Below are 17,862 nucleotides of genomic sequence, written 5' to 3' on the forward strand. Positions count from 1 at the left end.
TATTTTATTATCATTTAAGGTATTCATACTAGGGCTTGTCAGCCTTGGCGTTCATCAGTATTAGGAACAAAGAACAAAAATGCAACAATTTATTATCATTTATAGGGGTGAAGAAACTTATTACTTGTTATTTAATGGGTTAATAAAGAATAGTTGTTAAATTTAAAATTATCAGGGATGTTTCGAGAGTAATATTGAGGGGGGTTAGGTTGAGCGGGTACCGGTAAAGGTGCCCGCTTTAGAATAAGGACGTAACTAATCTAGCCGTTAGCTTTGAGTTCACTGGTAAATTGCCCAATCGCATTTACAACTTCTTGTGCGCCTTGCTGAATTTCCTGCATCACATCACCCGACTCTTTAGATAGTGCTAAACCTTGCTCTGCTTTTTCTTTACCTTTTTCTATTACAGCCACCGTATTTTGGGTTTGTGATTGGTTACGCTGTACTACTTCTACTATTTCTTCTGTTGCTTTTGATGTACGCGATGCAAGCAGTCGAACCTCGTCTGCAACCACAGCAAAGCCTCGACCTTGCTCGCCAGCTCTAGCCGCTTCAATTGCGGCATTTAATGCTAACAAATTGGTTTGCTCTGCAATACTACTAATACTTTGTACAATACTCGATATTTGTTGCGACTGCTGATCAAGCGCTGAAATTTCACTTGCAGCTTGCTCCATGTTAATAGCAAGCTCGGTCATTACTGTAACCGTATCTTGTATAACGCTCGCGCCTTGCTCTGCTTTTTTATCAGTTTGGGTTGAGGTGCTATAAGCAATTTCGGCAGCCTGAGATATCGCAATCTCTTGATTTACTTGTTCAGTAATAACTGTGGCAAACTTCATCACTTTATAAAGCTCATTTGCGTCATTTGAGATTGGGTTATATGACGCTTCTAACCATACAACATTGCCGTATTTATCAACACGCTTAAAGCGCTCCGCTATAAACTGTCCTTCTCTTAATTTAGCCCAAAACTGTTGATACTCTTGGGAATTATACTCTGAAGCTTCACAAAATGTGCGATGGTGTTTTCCTATTAATTCACTTTCTTGATAACCCATTGCTGATAAAAACTGCTCATTTGCTTTTAAAACATGGCCTTCTAAATCAAATTCAATTACTGCCATAGAGCGATATATCGCTTTGATAGTGTCGCTTTGCTCGCGGGAAGCCGTAATTGTTTTTGTAAGCACACTCCCGAATATAGAAAAGTAGAGCAACTGATCTTGCTCCCCTTTTACAGGATGTACTATTAAACGTAACCATTCAGCTTTACCATCACCGCGCGCAATTTGTAATGCACCGCCCCAATGTCCTTCTTTTTTTATAGCTTGCTGTAGGCTTTTAAATTCTGAAGATTGACGAGATGACTCAGTAATAAAATCATCAAAAGAGTTATTAGTAAGATCGTCTTCGTTGTAGCCTAAGTTTTCTAAAAACCTATCATTGGCGTGCGAAATACGCCCATCATAAAGAATATTAACAACTAACATCTCTCGGTAAAGCCCTTCCCACACTTGTTGTAACGGATAGAGTTCTGCTTTTAAAGAGGCTATTTCATTTTGCTTATTTTTAGAAAAAAACATTAATATCCTTAATTGGGCGTGTTGACCTTTGTGGATTGAAATTTGTTCAATCTAGGGGCGATTAAATCACGGCGCGAGGTTTGTAACCTAGTGGGCTAAGTAAAAACCGAGCAAAGCTTCCGCGTCCTGCTCACGCCCCTTACCTACATCCATGTAGGCAACAAAGAGTTAATCGTCCCTAGAAAGAACCCAAAGGGCAGCGTATGTTTGGTATTTATACTACGTTATCGCCTATTTATGGGAAATACCACACTACTTAGGCTCTGCCTTGCCTAAAAACCAAACACACTGCCGCAAATTCACCCACCAAAGATCAACACGCCCAAATACATTCAATATAAAATTAATTTTAGTATAGAAGACATTTATAATAAGGCGATAAATAACAAGCAGTTTGAAGCTAAATTATTAATCAAAATTCAAACTAAGCTTAAAATTGTAACCTTTCATATAAACCTGATGCTCTTGATACGCTTTTATTCATTGCAAGTTGCAGTACTTTTTTGTCAGCCACCAGCTCAAACTTATTTTTAGCGCGGGTTATTCCCGTATACACTAATTGCCTGTTAATACCCATGCGCGCTTGTTTTAGCGGTGGCAGTACCATAGCGGTGTAACTAAACTCTGAACCTTGTGATTTATGAATAGTCATTACGTATACTTTATCGTGTGCAGGGAGTCGTGCTGGCGAAAATGCTCGTTGATTACCTTGCTCGTCAATAAATATGGCTTTGAGCTGATTGCTTTCATCGGGCATTAAAATACCAATATCGCCGTTAAATAACTTAAGCTGGTAATCGTTTTGGCTCACCATAATGGGCATGCCTGTATAATGATGAGTATTAGGGCTAACTGTTATTAAACCTTGCTGTTGCAATACGCGCTCTATTCGCTGATTTAAGCTATGCACACCGTAATCGCCCTCTCGTACCGCAGCTAAAAGCTGATAACTAGCAAAAGCAGCATGCACCTGTGCAACATCTGCACCTTGGGCAATTAAGTTAAGGTATTTTGCATAATGACTTGCTGCACTTTTAACAAGCTTTTCAATTGGTTTCGCTACAAAGTCGTAATCTAAAATTACATCGTTAAAACGCCCTTCGGTACTTTCTTGCTCAACGTAATTTAAAATACCGGTGTTATTTGTGTTTACCGCAAGTGCGAGTTGACCAATGCCGCTTTGTGCATCAAATCGATAACTGTGCTGTAAAAAGGCAACGCAATCTGCGAGTTTAAATTCACTCACGCTTTGCGCTACGAGCTTAGGCTCATTATTAAAACATAAGCTATTTAGCTCATCACAACGTGCTTGCGAGTAGCGTGGCGTTTGCCCAAGTGTTAAACCTTGGCATAAATCGCTCATTACGCTGCCAGTATCTACCGAGGCAAGCTGGTCTTTGTCACCTAGGAGTATTAATCTCGCATGCGCAGGCAGTGCTTCTATTAATTTAGCCATCAGCGATAAATCGACCATACTGGCTTCGTCAATAATCAGCACATCTAAATGCAGTGGATTGCTTTTGTTATGTCTGAATTTATTAGTAAACGGTTTTACGCCTAATAAGCGATGAATAGTTTGAGCGTTTTGCGGTATCAGCGTTTTTATATCATCAGGAATCGTTGTGAGCTTATTTTTAGCGCCTAAAATAGACTCACTTAAACGTGCAGCGGCTTTACCTGTAGGGGCCACCAGCTTAATGCTAAGCGGCGCGGTTTTATAAAGTGACTGCAAAATAGCCAACAACTTAGTCACTGTGGTAGTTTTACCGGTACCTGGACCACCCGTGATCACGCTAAAGCCTTTGGTGGCAGCAATCGCACACGCCACTTTTTGCCAATCAGTTTCAATTGCAGAATCAGCAGGAAAATAGGTATTTAAAAGTTCTGCCAATATTTTATTATTAATATTGAGCTTTCGCTCGCTCATGCTTAATAGTCTATCTGCGAGTGTTTGCTCATAACCGGCAAGGCGCGCAAAATAAAGTCGCTCTTTAAACAGTTGCAGTGGTTTATTTTCGCCCACGCTTTCATGGTTTTGTAAATAACTGAGCGCTGTATGTACATTAAAGTCATCACTAAACGGGCTTAGCGTACTGGGTACATTGCCATCTAGTTTATTAAAGTCGCTTTTGCGCAAGTTAAAAGGATTGCTCCAGTCAACCTCATTTAAAGTTAGGCAGCTATGCTGGCTTTGCTGCGATAAGCACAGTAATAAAATAATATAAAACAGCTCATTATGTGTTTGCTCAATGTCATTAGCACACAGTAATTCTGCGAGTTTAACATCAACCACACGTAGTCGGTTTTGTGCTAATAAATACTCAAGTAACGGGACTTCGATAATAGTATTATTTAACACAATGTCCTCTAATGGGACATCTTGTGCTACATTTTTTGAAGTAAGAGGCTCTACGGCTTCATTATTAAGTGTCTCGTCTATATCGTCAAACAAGCCAGGTTGCTCATTTAAATCGCTCATAGCATGGCTCCTTGGCTAAATAAGCCATCTAAAATAATCACTTGTTCTTCAGTTAGCTTTTTAAAGTACACGCCTTGCCCTGCCGGCATCCCACGTAAAAACGTGTAATACACGCCGCCTAAATGAGTTTCTATTGAGTAATCAGCTATACGTTGTTTTAATAAACGATGCAGCGCTACCGTGTAGATTAAATACTGTAAATGATACTGATGACTGCTCATCGCTTGCTCAAGCATATCGCTCTCGTAATCAGCTGGCGTGCTACCTAAATAATTAGACTTATAATCTAAAATATAATATTTGCCTTGGTAGCAAAATATTAAATCGACAAAGCCTTTTAACAAACCCTTTACGTGCGAAAATTCAAGCTTACTTTGTGTAAAACCAAAATGTTTAACCAGCATTTCGTTTAGCTTTGGTGCACTTAAGCTCTCAAGAGGTAAATTAAATTCCATTTCGACTAGGCAATCTTTGGGTGTAAGCACACCCAATGAAAGAAGGCTTTTTTCTAAAGAACTGTTATCTAGGGGGCACGCAAGAACATCAAGTACCCACTTTTCAGCCACTTCTCGCCATTGATCACCTATGTGGTACTTTTCAAGGCTGCGCTTAACTACTTCAGATAAGTTTTGCTCGGTATTAGTTGGGTGAACTATTGGGCTAGTAAAATCTATTTGTTCAAATATTTCGTGTAAACAGCTACCAGGCTTTGCCCCTTTAGGAAAACTATAAGGTGATGGTAGTTCGTCCTCTTGCACTGCAAACTCGTCTTTTTCGTGATCTTCATCACTTCGCCCTGGGGCTAATTGGTCGCTGTGCTTTTTAAAGCTCAACGCACTAAAGCTGGTTGCTCGCCAGTTACGTTCAATATTTGCTGTTACTTTATTAACACTTAACGTTTGCTGCGCACTTTCACTGTTATTAAAACAAAGTGTTCCCTGCTCTAATAATGTTTGTGGGGTAAATTGCTGATAGCTCATCGCGCTGTTAGCGTCGCAAAACTCACTTAAATGCGTGCGCCATGTTTGGCTACTGGCAAGTTCAAGCCCTGCAAATAAAACATGCCCAAGTGCACTACTTTGCATAGCCAAGCGGCTACTTTGTCCTTGCCCTATGTTATAAACACCAAGCGCACAAAAATGTACGGCGCGAGTAAGTGCTACATAAAGCAGGCGTAAATCTTCAGCTAGGCGTTCTTGTTCTGCTTTTTGAAGGGCATCTTCGTCTTTACTTAAATCGTAAACTAGCTTGCCATTATTATGATAAAGCGCTTCTTTTGTTTCGCGATAGCCACTGGCAAACGGCATAAATACCAAAGGGTATTCAAGCCCCTTTGAGGCATGCATAGTGACAATTTTAACTAAGTTGGCGTCACTTTCTAGGCGTACCTGTACTGTTTCACCGTCTTGTTTGCTTACCTTTTGTGCAAACCATCGCAGTAAACGCAGCGTGCCTTCAAGCTCTATTTGTTTTTGCTGAAGTATTTCGCCCAAGTGCCTAAAGTCCGTCAGCCAACGCTCAACGTTATATCCTAACCCTTGCCATTTAGCGCTAAGCTGGTTATGGCTCATTAAGCGCTCAAGCATGGCCATAGCGCCTTGCTTGTTCCAAATGTGGCTAAGTTGTGCAAAAAAGTTTAAGTAGTCTTGCCATTGATTTTCATCATCAGCGAGTGCATGTATTTCGTTATAACTTAAACAAAATAGCGGACCAGCTAAAACACCGCGCAGCAATGACTCATCATATTGTCCATGCAGCGCTGTTAAAAAGTTAAGTAGGTGATGGCTAAGCTCTTGGCTAAAAACGCTCTCGCGCGATAAATACACGCTGGAAATTTTGGCATCACCTAGCGCTTTTTTCATTATTTGCGCTTCAACACGGTCGCGCACTAATATACAAATATCGGCAGCGCTGACAGGGGTACTGCCAATACACGCATCCCCTTGTTTTGCTTTTTCAAGCAGGGTCACTATTTTATTAGCAAAGTGAGTGGCTAAATGTGCTTGCCCTACACCTTTGTTGGTTGGTTTGTTTTTTTCATCGGCGGCTTCATCCACAAATACATTAAATTCGAATGCGGTCGCGGGTTTGCCATCAATTAAAAAAGAGTCTTCCGCTTTTTTACCTTTAGCAGCTACTGCGTTAAACGGTATAGCGTCGTTATAAATAAAGCTGTTAGCGTGTTTGCCAAATAAACTATTAACGCTATTTACTATATCAGTGCTTGAGCGAAAGTTAGTACCCAGCGTAAATTGCTGATCAGTCTGTACAGCTTCTTTTGCGCCAATGTACGTAAAAATATCTGCGCCCCTAAAGCCATAAATAGCCTGCTTGGGGTCGCCTATCATGGCAAGCGTGGTATTTTGTTGCCCATAAATTTTACTAAAAATACCGTACTGAATCGGATCGGTATCTTGGAATTCATCAATCATGGCAACCGGGAACAACTGCGCAATTTTTTGCGCTAGTACGTCGCCTTGCTCGTTATTAAGCGCACTATGTAAATTGGTAAGTAAGTCATCTGGGGTGATAACGCTTTGCTCTTGTTTACGCTTAACTATTGCGGCTTTTACCCAGCGTGCTGCATGTTGTACAACCGCTATTTTGAGCCCTTGGTTTATGGTGTTGTTAAGGGCGGCAAGCTCGTCAAACTGACTCAGTAATGGATGCACAAATAATGGCTGATTTTTTTTATAATTGCTCACATCGCTTAAGTTTTCTGTACTCCACACTTCAAACGAATACTTGCTAGTGCCAAATTCAAAAAACAAATCGCCGCCTAAACAAAATGCTTCAAGCGCACCAAGGCTACCTTTTCGTGCTGGCGTTTTAGACCCGCTTAAACCCGAGCTTTTAATAGCACCGATAAACTCTTGCTCTAACACCGCTTTTTTAAATGCAGGCACACGGGTTATGTACTCGTCACGGGCTTTCCACACATCGTCTAAATTTATTTGTGGCGTAATGTGCGCATTAGCTTTGTTTAAAATGCTCGCCACTTGAGCGAATAAAGCCTCGGGTGCGGCAAATACATCTAAAATAGCATCGGTGCCTTCTTTATTAAGTGGGTATACAAACGCACGCCAAAAATCTTTAATGGTTTCGAGCAGTATGTCGCGCTCATCTAAAATAAATTCGAGATTAAACGCCACTCCCGACTCAAACGCATGTTGTTTTAGCATCCGCTGACAAAAGCCATGAATAGTAAAAATAGCGGCTTCGTCCATTGATTTAGCAGCTGCATCGAGTAAATCAAAGGCGCGGTGTTTATCATCAATTTTGGCAATTACGCCTTCAATGAGTTCGTCGTTTGGGTCTTGCCCAAGTAGTGCATCGCGCGCAGCAATAATTCGGCTGCGCACGCGGTCTTTAATTTCTTGTGTGGCGGCGTCGGTAAAGGTTACTACCAAAATTTGCTCAACACTGAGCGGCGTATTTAACTCACCCTCTATTTGCATACCTAGTAAGTAACGTAAATACAGCCCCGTAATTGTATAAGTTTTACCAGTACCCGCACTGGCTTCTATTAAGCTTTGACCAATGAGCGGCATAGTAAGAGGATTAAGCGCTTGCATGGTCACTCTCCTTTGCGTGTTCAAATAAAGGCGTGAGCAATTTATCACTCCATTTTATAAATTCTTCTTGGCAGTCGTTTAGCGATTGCACCGTTAAGCGAATATACGGATTTTCGCCCTCGCCTCGCCCTATGTATTGCGGGCTAAATTTGCTCATTGCTTTTGTTATATCGCCGCCGCTTTTAACGTATTCATAACCACTTACCGGAAAGAACGGCACAGGCTCCGCGCGCAGCGCTTTGTATAACTCAAACCAATCAAGTAACAATGCATCGGCATCAGCTTTATTAATTGGCGCAAAGGTAATTTGCTTATCGAGCCCAAGTAACAATGTTTCTACTTGTTGATCCATACTTTGCGCTGCGAGGTGATAAATAAAGCCTTTAATTAAATCTTTCGCTTTAATACTCGCACTGCGGTAAAACACTTGTTTTTGCAAATACACATGATTGAGCCAGCCCTCTATTTTGGTGCCTTCAATGGTAAGCAAAACTTCTATCGGCTCACTTTTTCCGCCTTTAATCTGCTCTTTTACTTGCCCTGCAAGCGCGTCAACTCGGTGCTCCATACTCTCAAATATGAGGCTGCCTACATTGGCTTGAGGTAACTCACCTCGCTGCAGTATTTGCTCGGTACTCAGTGGTTGCTCGTTTATGTTGGCTTTAAGTATTTCATCAAGGTAAAAATAACGGCGCAGCGCATCTAAACTAAATGGCTCTTCGTCTTTTGCCACTTCGTTAAATTGTGGCAGGCGTAAACCTAATGTTTGTTGATAAAAGCTCTCTTGTGCGCTGCACACACTTCTAATAAACACATCGAGATCTAGCTGATCTGGCACAGTCACATCAAGTGCAATAACTGGCTCTGGTTTAATTGACTCACTTGGCAGCCAAATTGGGTTGTAACTGTGGTTACTCAGCACAGTATTGGCTTGCTCATCGGCTAAATAATAATGGCTATTAAAGGGCTGTAAATGCTGCTGATTGATTAAACATGCGGGCAGCGTTTTTTCGCTTTTATCGTTTAATACAAAGCTGCGCCCAATATATTCTAACAGCTCGCTTACAAGGGTTGATGGCATGCGCGGTTGGTTATCAAAACACGAGCGACCAATGTAACTCATGTATAGGTTGTCGCGGGCACTCAGTAGCGCTTCTAAAAATAAGTAGCGGTCATCTAATTTACGTGATCGGTCACCTTTTTGCTTTTTAGAATAAGGCACTAAGTCAAAACCAATGGGTTGTACGTTACGCGGGTAGTCGGCATCGTTTAAGCCCAGCATGCATACCACTTTAAATGGTACGGCGCGCATGGGCATAAGCGTACAAAAGTTTACTTGCCCGACCAAAAATCGCTGCCCTACGCCTTTTTCTTGAATGCCTTGTTTAATTAAATAACTAACAATACGCTGCGAAACTGCTTTACTGTAATCGCCGTTGTCGTGGTGTTTTTGTAACTCTTCGAGCACGTTTTGAAGTACTAATAAATCCCAGCTGTCGTCGCTTTCACTTTCGTATATGGCGTTTAATAGCTCGCTTAAAATATGCGCTTTATTAGTGAGCGTATCATCGGGCGTTAGCTGCTCTTTAAAGCTTTGCAGTACATCAATAAAATGCACGAGCTTGTTGAGCGTATCAAGCGCCATGCCTTCTACTTCATCAGCGCTGTAAATACCGTTAAACGGGCATTGTTCGTCGCGCATGGCTATACCAAGCAGTAAACGGTTGAGCCCATGTTGCCAGGTATTTAAATCGATAGCGGGTAAATCAAAGCTGCTTTTATGCGCTGCGTTTATACCCCATTTTACCCCTACACGTTCAAGCCAATATTGAATTTGCTCGTATTCGTGCGCTTCAAGCCCAAACTTTTCGGCTATTTGCGTCACTTGTAATAAATCGAGAATATCCGACACACCAAAGCGCGAAAACGGTAAGTTAGCTAAACTCGCAAATGAACTAAGCACGGGCTTTTCTTCCTCTATGGCTAAATCGGCTAATGCGTACGGAATAAAACGGCTGCCTTGCGCCCCGCCAAATACAGCTTCAATATAAGGGCTGTAAGTGCCTACATCGGGCATCATGACAATTATGTCTTTGGGAGTAAGCGTTGGGTTTTGATTAAATAAGTTAAGTAAGTAGTCGTGCAAGCGCTCAACTTCTCTGAGCGGTGTATGGCAATCGCTGAGCGTAATACTGGTGTCGGTTGCGCTGATTGGTAACTTACCTTCGTCGTTTATAAACCACTCTTTGTTATCGGTCAGCGATTCGCCTTTAAACGCAAGCTGATAAATCTCGCTTTGTACTTGCCCTAGTAAGGTGTCGTCAAACACATCAATAAAACCATCAATCCAACGGGCATCTAACTGTACAAGTTGTTCAAAATAGTCGCGGCCTAATTTACCCCACGACGATAACAACGGATTACCAATAAAGTAGTATTCTTCATCTGGATTGGTTTGTTTTTTTTGTTGCGCTTCCACCAGCGGCATTTTGGCGTATTTAGCGCTTATTTTAGCTGCTGTTTTTTCATCTATGATATCGCCCCAGTAGTGCTCACTTGGGTTAAAAAAGAATAATATAACCTCTGTTTTTTTACTCAGTGCTTCAAACACCTCAAGCTGGGAGCTGGCAATCGCCGATATACCAAATAAACTAATGCGTTGTGGCAGTAAGCTATTGTCCATGGTCTCAAGTGCTGCAAGTAATTGCCCTTGCATGTTAGCGCGATGAAATTGGCTTTGCCCAAGTTCTTGGCTTAGCTTTACAATGCGTCGCCATAAATCAGGTTGCCATGGGGCAATGGCTACATCTACGTCATCAAGCTCATCTTTGCCGCTATCCCATGTGGCTATCCAGTGCGGTCGGTACATTAAATATTGGTCGTACACATCGGCTATTTTTTCGCATAGCGCAAAGGTTTTTTGCCCGTCAATATCGCCCTCTAAATAGGTTTTTAGCGGCAAATAAAGCGGTTCATCAATGCAGGTTGGTAAAATTGCAAACAGTTTCCAAGCAAGGTTGGGCTTATTAAATGCCGACTCTTTAGGGACATTTGGCAGTAATTGCTGATACAACTGCCAAATAAAGCTCGACGGCAGCGGAAAATCTACCTGCGCTGCGACCCCTAAGTTTTCGCTCAAACCTATTTTTAACCACTGCGACATACCCGGCGATTGCACTAGCACCACTTCTTTGTCGAACGGGCTTTGCAATGGGTTTATTTTTAACAGCTGGTGGAACTGCGCTTGCAGGGCTTCCATCCGGTTTGATTGAATAATATTTAGCATATAACACTGGCCTTGCTTGAGATAAAACCAGTGTAAGATATTTTCAATATTAGGGGTAGCTATTCACTGAATTTGGTTCTAATAAATCAATACGTTAGTCATTAAACAGTCAAAAAGCCCATCAGTGATGGGCTTTATTTTAATTCAATTACTAAAACTTAATTAAAAGTCAGCGGTAAATGTAACTGCTGCGGTGCGTGGCGCGCCAATGTAATAAGTAGCGCCGTTACCAGTACCACCTGCTAAGTAGCTTTTGTCAGTAACGTTATAAACAACAAACGATACGTCAATGGCTTTAAACGGACCTGCATCTACGTCAGTTGAATAACCTGCATTAAAATCAAGTACGGTGTAGCCGTCTACTTTATTACGCGTGCGAGTGTCTTCGTCTTGCCATGCACCTAAGCGCTCACCAGTGTATTTAGCCGATAAACCAACACGAAAGCCATCGCTAAAGTAATCGGTAGATACCACAAATAAATCTTCTGATGAATCTATTATGCTGTCGCCTTTTCTAAAGCTCGGTGCTACCTCATTACCACTTTCATCTCTTAATATTACACCCTGTGAATCGTATGCATTTGGATCATCGGATGAATACTCAGAACTGCTATTAGTATACGACGAGTACACGCTCCAGCTTGGTGTTAACATATAGCTTGCTGCAAGCTCAAGCCCATTTGAGTCAATACCCCCTACATTTACGTACGAGCCATTTGTACCAATGGTGTAATCAATGCCGTCTGTGCCACTACCAGGGGCAATAAAGGTAATGCGGTTATCAAACTTAACACTGTAAGCCGTTGCTGTAAGGGTTAATCTGTCGGCTTGGTAACGTACACCAAAGTCGATGTTGTCGGCAGTTTCTGGCTCTATGTTTGTAAGTGTTGAGCTATCTCGCTCAAGCACACCGTCTTTTATTGCTGAAAAATTCTCGCTGTAACTAGCAAATAATTCTGTGCTGTTATTTAGTTGATACAATACGCCACCGCTAAATAACACGTCTGAGTCGCTATCTACTTTATCTGATCTTTCGTTAGCAAAGTGGTCATACTTTTGTAATTCAACTAAATACTGTTTTGCACCAATATTTAATGTTAAGTCACCAAAATTAATCGAGTCTTGTAAGTACCATTTGAATGTATCGGTATCAAAAGTGTTTTTGTATTGTGTCCAGTAAGGCGTGCTATCAAAGTGATGATAAATACGCGCGTCAATTACTTTGTGCCAATCACGCGACTCGTCACGCTCGCTTTGCTCATACCAAAAGCCCGCTTCGATATCGTGATCACCAAATGTAGCTTGGTAATTTGCCGTTACACCTAAACGATCTTTGTTGTAATGCGTATGGCGGTAAGACATAACCGGCGTTGCTGTTGCATCGTAACACGCAGGATTTAAACCAGGACCCGACTCCCATGGCCAGCTCAAACTTTGCGTACAATCGGCATTGGGTGCAAGCGGGTTGCCTTCACTATCAGCAAAACCATAAGAGCCTGCATTAGTGCCACCCTCGGTTGTTGGGTCACCATTTTCATCAACAGGTGTTGTTAAATAAGGTGGGATCCAATCGCCGCGACCTGAATTTTTATGATAATAAGGGCTCACAGTTAATAATGAAGTTGGTGAAATAGCGTATTCAAATTTTAAATAGCCTAAGGTATTTTCACGAAGCGTTCCCCAACCTTCTGCAAACATTTGGTCAAAGTGCGGAACTCCCGTCCAATTCCATGTTAGCTGATCCCAGTCTGGAGTTTGTTCAAACTGCTCAAGGCTTACGCTGTTATAGTTTGTCTCGCTTACATCATCGTAAGATAAACGACCAGTAAGTGTTAAATCGTCAAAATTAGATACAAACTTAAGCTCAGCGTGTTGGTTGTCTTTGCCCCCATTACTGCCTGAACCAATCCAGCGGCTTGTATCTGTTTGCGAGTAACTTACGTACGCTTGTGTGTTATTAAAAACAGTGCCTGTTTCGTGTTTAATATAATAACGCGTGGCATCGTGGCTGCCTGATGTATAAGCAAAGGTAGTGCCTTTTTCAAGGCTTGGGTCTTTACTTACAAAGTTAAATGTCCCGCCTAGTGCTTCAAGTGAAGCCGACTTAATATCAGAGGTACCTTGACCTACTTCTACCGTTGCTAAATTTTCACTCTCCAAGTAACGGTTAGCTTTAGCACCACCGCCGTAATTAGAGCCACCATTGGGAATGCCATCAACGGTCATACCTAATTGTTGTTGGTTTCCATCAATACTAAAACCACGCATAGTGATTGTAGTAGACCAATCGTCGCCACCAAATGCATCACCTTCGTTTATGCTAATACCTGGTAAGTTATCAATAACCGATAATATGCTCGATACCGAACTTTGCTGCTCAAGCATTGCAGGCTCAATAACATTGTTAGCGTAGCTCGTTGGTTTAGCTACAACGGTTACTTCTTCTATGGTGTTGTCGTTAGCATAAGTAGATGTTGATACCGCCATGGCAATAGCCATGCTCAATAGCGATTTGTTTTTTAAAGCGTACATTGTTGTCCCGTTTAGTTTTAATTATGTAATATGAAAACGAGCACAGTATGGATTTTAAACATGACAACGAGGATGAACTTTATTTACATAAAGGTTAAACAAATATGGAAGATTTATGGCGAGAATATGTACAAAAAAAGACACCCAAAGGTTTAGCTTTGGGTGCCTTAATTATTTTCTAGAACTCATTACAAATAGTAATTTATTTTAATTCAGCTAGCATTTCATCGCTGTAAGGTACTAACTCTTCACCGTTTGCAATTTTGCTAATGTAATCTGGGTTTGCGATAAGTGGGCGACCAATAGCGATTAAATCAAACTTAGCATCGTTAATTGCTTCTTTTGCTGACTCAAAAGTATAGCTGCCTACGCCTACTAATGTACCTTTGTAGCCTGCACGTAAAAATTCAGACGTCGTTTTACCTTCAAGCGACTCAAACGCTGTACTGTCGTCAAAAATACCGCCGTGTAAGTATGCTAAATCTCTCTTCTCAAGCTCTGGTAATAAGTAATCAAATACCGCTTTATCACGGTTATCTTCGCTCATATTAAAATAAGCACCCGGTGTAACACGTAAAGCAGTACGCTCATTACCTACAGCGGCGATAACTGCATCGGTTACTTCTAGTGCAAAACGCGACATATTTTCAGGCATTTGACCGTATTCGTCGCTGCGTGTATTTGCAGCGTAATGTAAAAACTGGTCAATCAAATACCCGTTAGCACCGTGAATTTCTACCCCGTCAAAACCCGCTTCAATCGCATTTTCTGCCGCTTTTGCGTAATCAGCTACTAGACCTTTAATATCATCGGTTGTGGCTGCTTTTGGCGTAATGTAAGTAAGCTCACGCATACGAGGTACAGAGCCTTCAACGCCAATTGCCGATGGTGCCAGTACATCGCCATCAAAAAAGTGAGGATGTGCAACACGGCCAACATGCCAAAGCTGTGCAAACATTTTGCCGCCATTAGCGTGCACTGCGTCTGTTACTTTTTTCCAACCTTGAATTTGCTCACTGGTAAATAAACCCGGTGTATTTGGGTAACCTTGCGCATCTGGACGAATAATAGTTGCTTCGCTAATAATTAAACCGGTTTCGGCACGGCGAGCATAATATTCAACCATATCTTGTGTTGGCACTAAGTTATCGTCAGCCATACAACGCGTTAATGGCGCCATAAGTACGCGGTTTTTAAGCTCAATCGTATTATTTAGTTTAAACGGAGCAAGTAAATCAGTAGTCATTTTTCAATCCTTCATTAAGTATATGCTTACTACAATATGGCCTTTTTACAAACATTCAAGCTTATTTTGAATGATCGCTCAAATTAGTTGTGACTTATACTGCTCAATATACAAATTAGATCTGCATTGCTGAAATTAAATAGCAACTTTTCAACACTCTGTCATATAACTCGATATACTTGTGTGCATATAATTGAGATATAGTAATTAAGAGTGAGCTAATTATGACAACGCCAAATTTAAGCGAAGAACAAGCAGTAATTTTAGGGCTTGGGGCAAAAAAACGCCTAGCCTATATGTTCGAAACCGTACAACAATTTAAACAAGTATGGATTTTAAACGACAATGATGGCTGCGTTATGCTTGCCAACGAAGATGACGACTGTGTGCCAGTTTGGCCAACTCGCGAATTTGCAGAAGCATGGGCAACTGGCGAATGGGCTGGCTGCAGCGCTAAAGCAATTCCACTTGCTGACTGGTTTAGTCGCTGGACACCAGGCCTTGAAGAAGATGACCTACTTATTGCAGCCTTCCCTACAGAGGAAGACGACGGCACGATATTGTTTTCAGACGAGTTTGAAAAACAATTAAAAGCACCGAAGAAAAAATATTAAGGTTCAAAGCCTAAATACTCAGAGTTATTAATTTATAAACGCGGCACTTAATTTAGTGCCGCGTTTTTATTGGCAATTTCTAAAATCCAAATAAGCCTGCGTAATAGCATCTGGATTTTCTACTTGCGGATAATGCCCAAGCTCTACAAACTCTTGTACGCGCGCATTCGGAATAAGCTTTTTATAATGTTCAATCATGTGCTTACCAGAGATAGGATCTTCTGCGCCTGCTATAAACGTAAGTGGTATATTGCTATTTATGATGGCACCAACCCAGCGTTCTCGGTTTTGCTGCCTCTGCTTTATATAGCTAATGAGTTTAGGCATAACGGCTAAACCATCTTTATAAATTAGCAACTCCCAAAGTGTGTCTACCACTTGTTTTGAGGGCGGTGTACTTTTACTAAAAATAGTAACTAAATTATTGGCAAATTTTTGTTTATTCATTAATTTTGGCACTATCCAACCTAGCTTTGAAAGTAAAAGCTTTTGTATAAATAATGGTTTATGCACCTCAGGAAATAACCCACCATTTAAAAAACACACGCTGTTTATTTTAAAGTCACTTTGGCTAACCACTTGCCTTGCTAATAACTCTTGAGCCACTGTATCGCCATAGTCATGAGCTAAAATATGTACGTCATTAATATTTAACGTTTTTAAAAATTGGGTATATAAGTCGGCTTGTTCGGTAATTTTATAAGTAGCGTTTATTGGTTTATCTGACAAACCAAAACCTAGCATATCGAGCGTAATTACAAAATAATGTTCACTAAGGGTTTGCCACATACCTCCCCAATCCCAGCTAGCACTTGGAAAGCCATGTATTAAAAGCAGCGCAGGCTTAGTTATATCACCAGCTATTTTTGTAAATATTTGATGGCCAGAAATATGAGTGAATTGGCCCTGCGATTGCCACTGTTGAAGAGAAAACATATATTAGCTTTATTTTTATTATCTATTTGTTAGTTTTATCATAGTGATAATTAATAAAGGAAATAAAACCAATGTATAAATTTGCATTGGCTTATTAAACGTTATTTTAAAATTTAATAGTGTAATCTACATAAACTCGGTGGTCGGCTCTGTCGCCTTTAACACCATCAACGCTGCCTGATTTTTCGGTTGTATAATCTACAAATAACCAGCGCAAACTTAAGCCTTTTATTTTCTCAACTTTATAGCGCGTATCTACAGCCCAATATTTTTCGTCAGCTGTGCCAGCTAACTTACCCAGCGCAGAGTTTTCAGCATCGCTACCGCTTGTGTAGTAAAACTTTGTTGTTAAACCTGGCGATACTGCTTTTAAATCAATGCCAAAACGTGCCTGCCACGTTGCCTCGTTTTGATTTGTTAAATCGGCACCAATCAATGAGCGAGTTGGAAATGGGTTTGTACCATGATCGCCACTAAAGTTATCTTCAATCCAAGCATCACTTACCTTAGTAAATGCCGCACCTACACTCCAAATATCTTTTTTCCAATCAGCATCCAAGTAATAGGCAAATCCATCGTTTTCACTTTTAGTTAAACCTGTTAAAGCATCAGGTGCATCCTCATCATCTAAATCACCGCCCTCTGCGCCTGTCACAAATAAATCGCCATCATCTTGTGAGGTAAATATGCCAGTTGAAAGGGTTAACTTACTTTGCTCAAGTTTAATGTCGTAACTGATTTTTAATCCCATTTTATTTAGATAATTGTGGGAATTTAAATATTCAGCCTCTAATGTTATGTCGTCTTTTTTATGCGTAGCACCTACGCCCCAAATTACGCTAATGGCGCCAGGTGCCGATTGGTCGGTAGAAAAGTCTTCCCATCTTTCATCATGTCGACGGCTCCATTTGTCGTATACGTAACCATATAATTTAGTGTTGCCGATTTTATAGTCGCCAAAAACGCCTCTAAAAGTATTAGGAATAGCACGGCTGCCTGAGCTTTTTAAAAGCATACTTTTGGTTTTTTGCCCACCTACTTTAACGTGACCGTTTTTGCCCAATTTAAAATCTAAAAAATATTGACCAAATTTAGAAAAGCTATCGTCTACTCCGCCACTCTCATTACCTGCTGGTAAAATATTACCTGCGGCTGAACCTGTAGAGTTAATATTCATTACGGTGTAAGTCGATACACCCACACTCAATAAATCATTTATATAACCTGATGTGTAATTGAGCTCTATACCTTGAGCAAAAGTTGAATCGTCACTTGCGTCGTTATCGTAGTCACGGTCGAAATAAATTGATCTAAGTTTTATATTAAATTCATCTTGTTCTGTCAGCCCATTAACAGCAGCATACGAAGGAATAGAAATGCATGTTAATACTGCGCCTGTTGCCGCAAGTAATTTAGATACTCGGTGAGCCATAGTTATCTCCGTTACCTTGTTTTTAAAGTTTTTACTGTGCAGCACATAGGGATGTGTATGCTTTTTGACCTACACGGCAAACATGTCATAAGGTAATTAGATTTCAAGTAATTACCTTTCTTTCATGCTAATAAATATAGAACAATATAAATTTATAATGTTTTAATTTTTATATT

9 protein-coding genes are annotated in these 17,862 nt (G+C 40.8%); 1 reads left to right on the forward strand and 8 read right to left on the reverse strand.

All coding sequences use genetic code 11. From position 1 onward, the window contains the following. Positions 1-260 precede the first annotated feature (260 nt). The 6 genes from H5159_RS21180 to H5159_RS05605 all read right to left on the reverse strand — a co-directional run bounded on the left by H5159_RS21180 (position 261) and on the right by H5159_RS05605 (position 14,704). Positions 261-1,586, reverse strand: coding sequence for a PAS domain-containing methyl-accepting chemotaxis protein (locus H5159_RS21180; RefSeq protein ID WP_182694117.1), 1,326 nt, complete (start codon positions 1,584-1,586; stop codon positions 261-263). 430 nt (positions 1,587-2,016) lie between these two features. Further along, positions 2,017-4,065 carry an exodeoxyribonuclease V subunit alpha gene (gene recD / locus H5159_RS05585; protein WP_182768916.1) on the reverse strand — a complete coding sequence of 683 codons (2,049 nt, stop codon included), beginning with the start codon at positions 4,063-4,065 and terminating at the stop codon, positions 2,017-2,019. Continuing rightward, the gene (recB, locus tag H5159_RS05590; protein ID WP_182779909.1) at positions 4,062-7,640 is read right to left on the reverse strand and encodes an exodeoxyribonuclease V subunit beta; all 3,579 of its coding nucleotides are present in this window, start codon (positions 7,638-7,640) and stop codon (positions 4,062-4,064) included. Before recB ends, recD begins: the two co-directional genes overlap by 4 nt. Further along, positions 7,627-10,926 carry an exodeoxyribonuclease V subunit gamma gene (recC, locus tag H5159_RS05595; RefSeq protein WP_182779911.1) on the reverse strand — a complete coding sequence of 1,100 codons (3,300 nt, stop codon included), beginning with the start codon at positions 10,924-10,926 and terminating at the stop codon, positions 7,627-7,629. The genes recB and recC overlap by 14 nt, the downstream gene beginning before the upstream one ends. Before the next feature lie 162 nt (positions 10,927-11,088). Then, the gene (locus H5159_RS05600; protein WP_182779912.1) at positions 11,089-13,458 is read right to left on the reverse strand and encodes a TonB-dependent receptor domain-containing protein; all 2,370 of its coding nucleotides are present in this window, start codon (positions 13,456-13,458) and stop codon (positions 11,089-11,091) included. Between the two features lie 202 nt (positions 13,459-13,660). Further along, entirely contained in the window at positions 13,661-14,704 is a 1,044-nt protein-coding gene (locus H5159_RS05605) for an alkene reductase (protein WP_182779915.1), read from the reverse strand. Between the two features lie 224 nt (positions 14,705-14,928). On the opposite strand from H5159_RS05605, the gene H5159_RS05610 reads away from it, so the two are divergent. Continuing rightward, positions 14,929-15,318, forward strand: a complete 390-nt coding sequence (locus H5159_RS05610; RefSeq protein ID WP_165723926.1) for a DUF2750 domain-containing protein — start codon at positions 14,929-14,931, stop codon at positions 15,316-15,318. A 66-nt stretch (positions 15,319-15,384) separates the two neighbouring features. Here the strand turns inward: H5159_RS05610 and H5159_RS05615 are convergent, their stop codons facing one another. Together H5159_RS05615 and H5159_RS05620 are read right to left on the reverse strand one after the other, a co-directional pair. Then, positions 15,385-16,254: an alpha/beta fold hydrolase gene (locus H5159_RS05615; RefSeq protein ID WP_182779917.1), complete on the reverse strand. Its 870-nt coding sequence runs from the start codon at positions 16,252-16,254 to the stop codon at positions 15,385-15,387. Between the two features lie 106 nt (positions 16,255-16,360). Further along, the gene (locus H5159_RS05620) at positions 16,361-17,686 is read right to left on the reverse strand and encodes an OprD family outer membrane porin (RefSeq protein ID WP_182779918.1); all 1,326 of its coding nucleotides are present in this window, start codon (positions 17,684-17,686) and stop codon (positions 16,361-16,363) included. Positions 17,687-17,862 lie beyond the last annotated feature (176 nt).

This window comes from Pseudoalteromonas sp. SG43-1, from assembly GCF_014164415.1.
GTDB lineage: Bacteria > Pseudomonadota > Gammaproteobacteria > Enterobacterales > Alteromonadaceae > Pseudoalteromonas > Pseudoalteromonas distincta.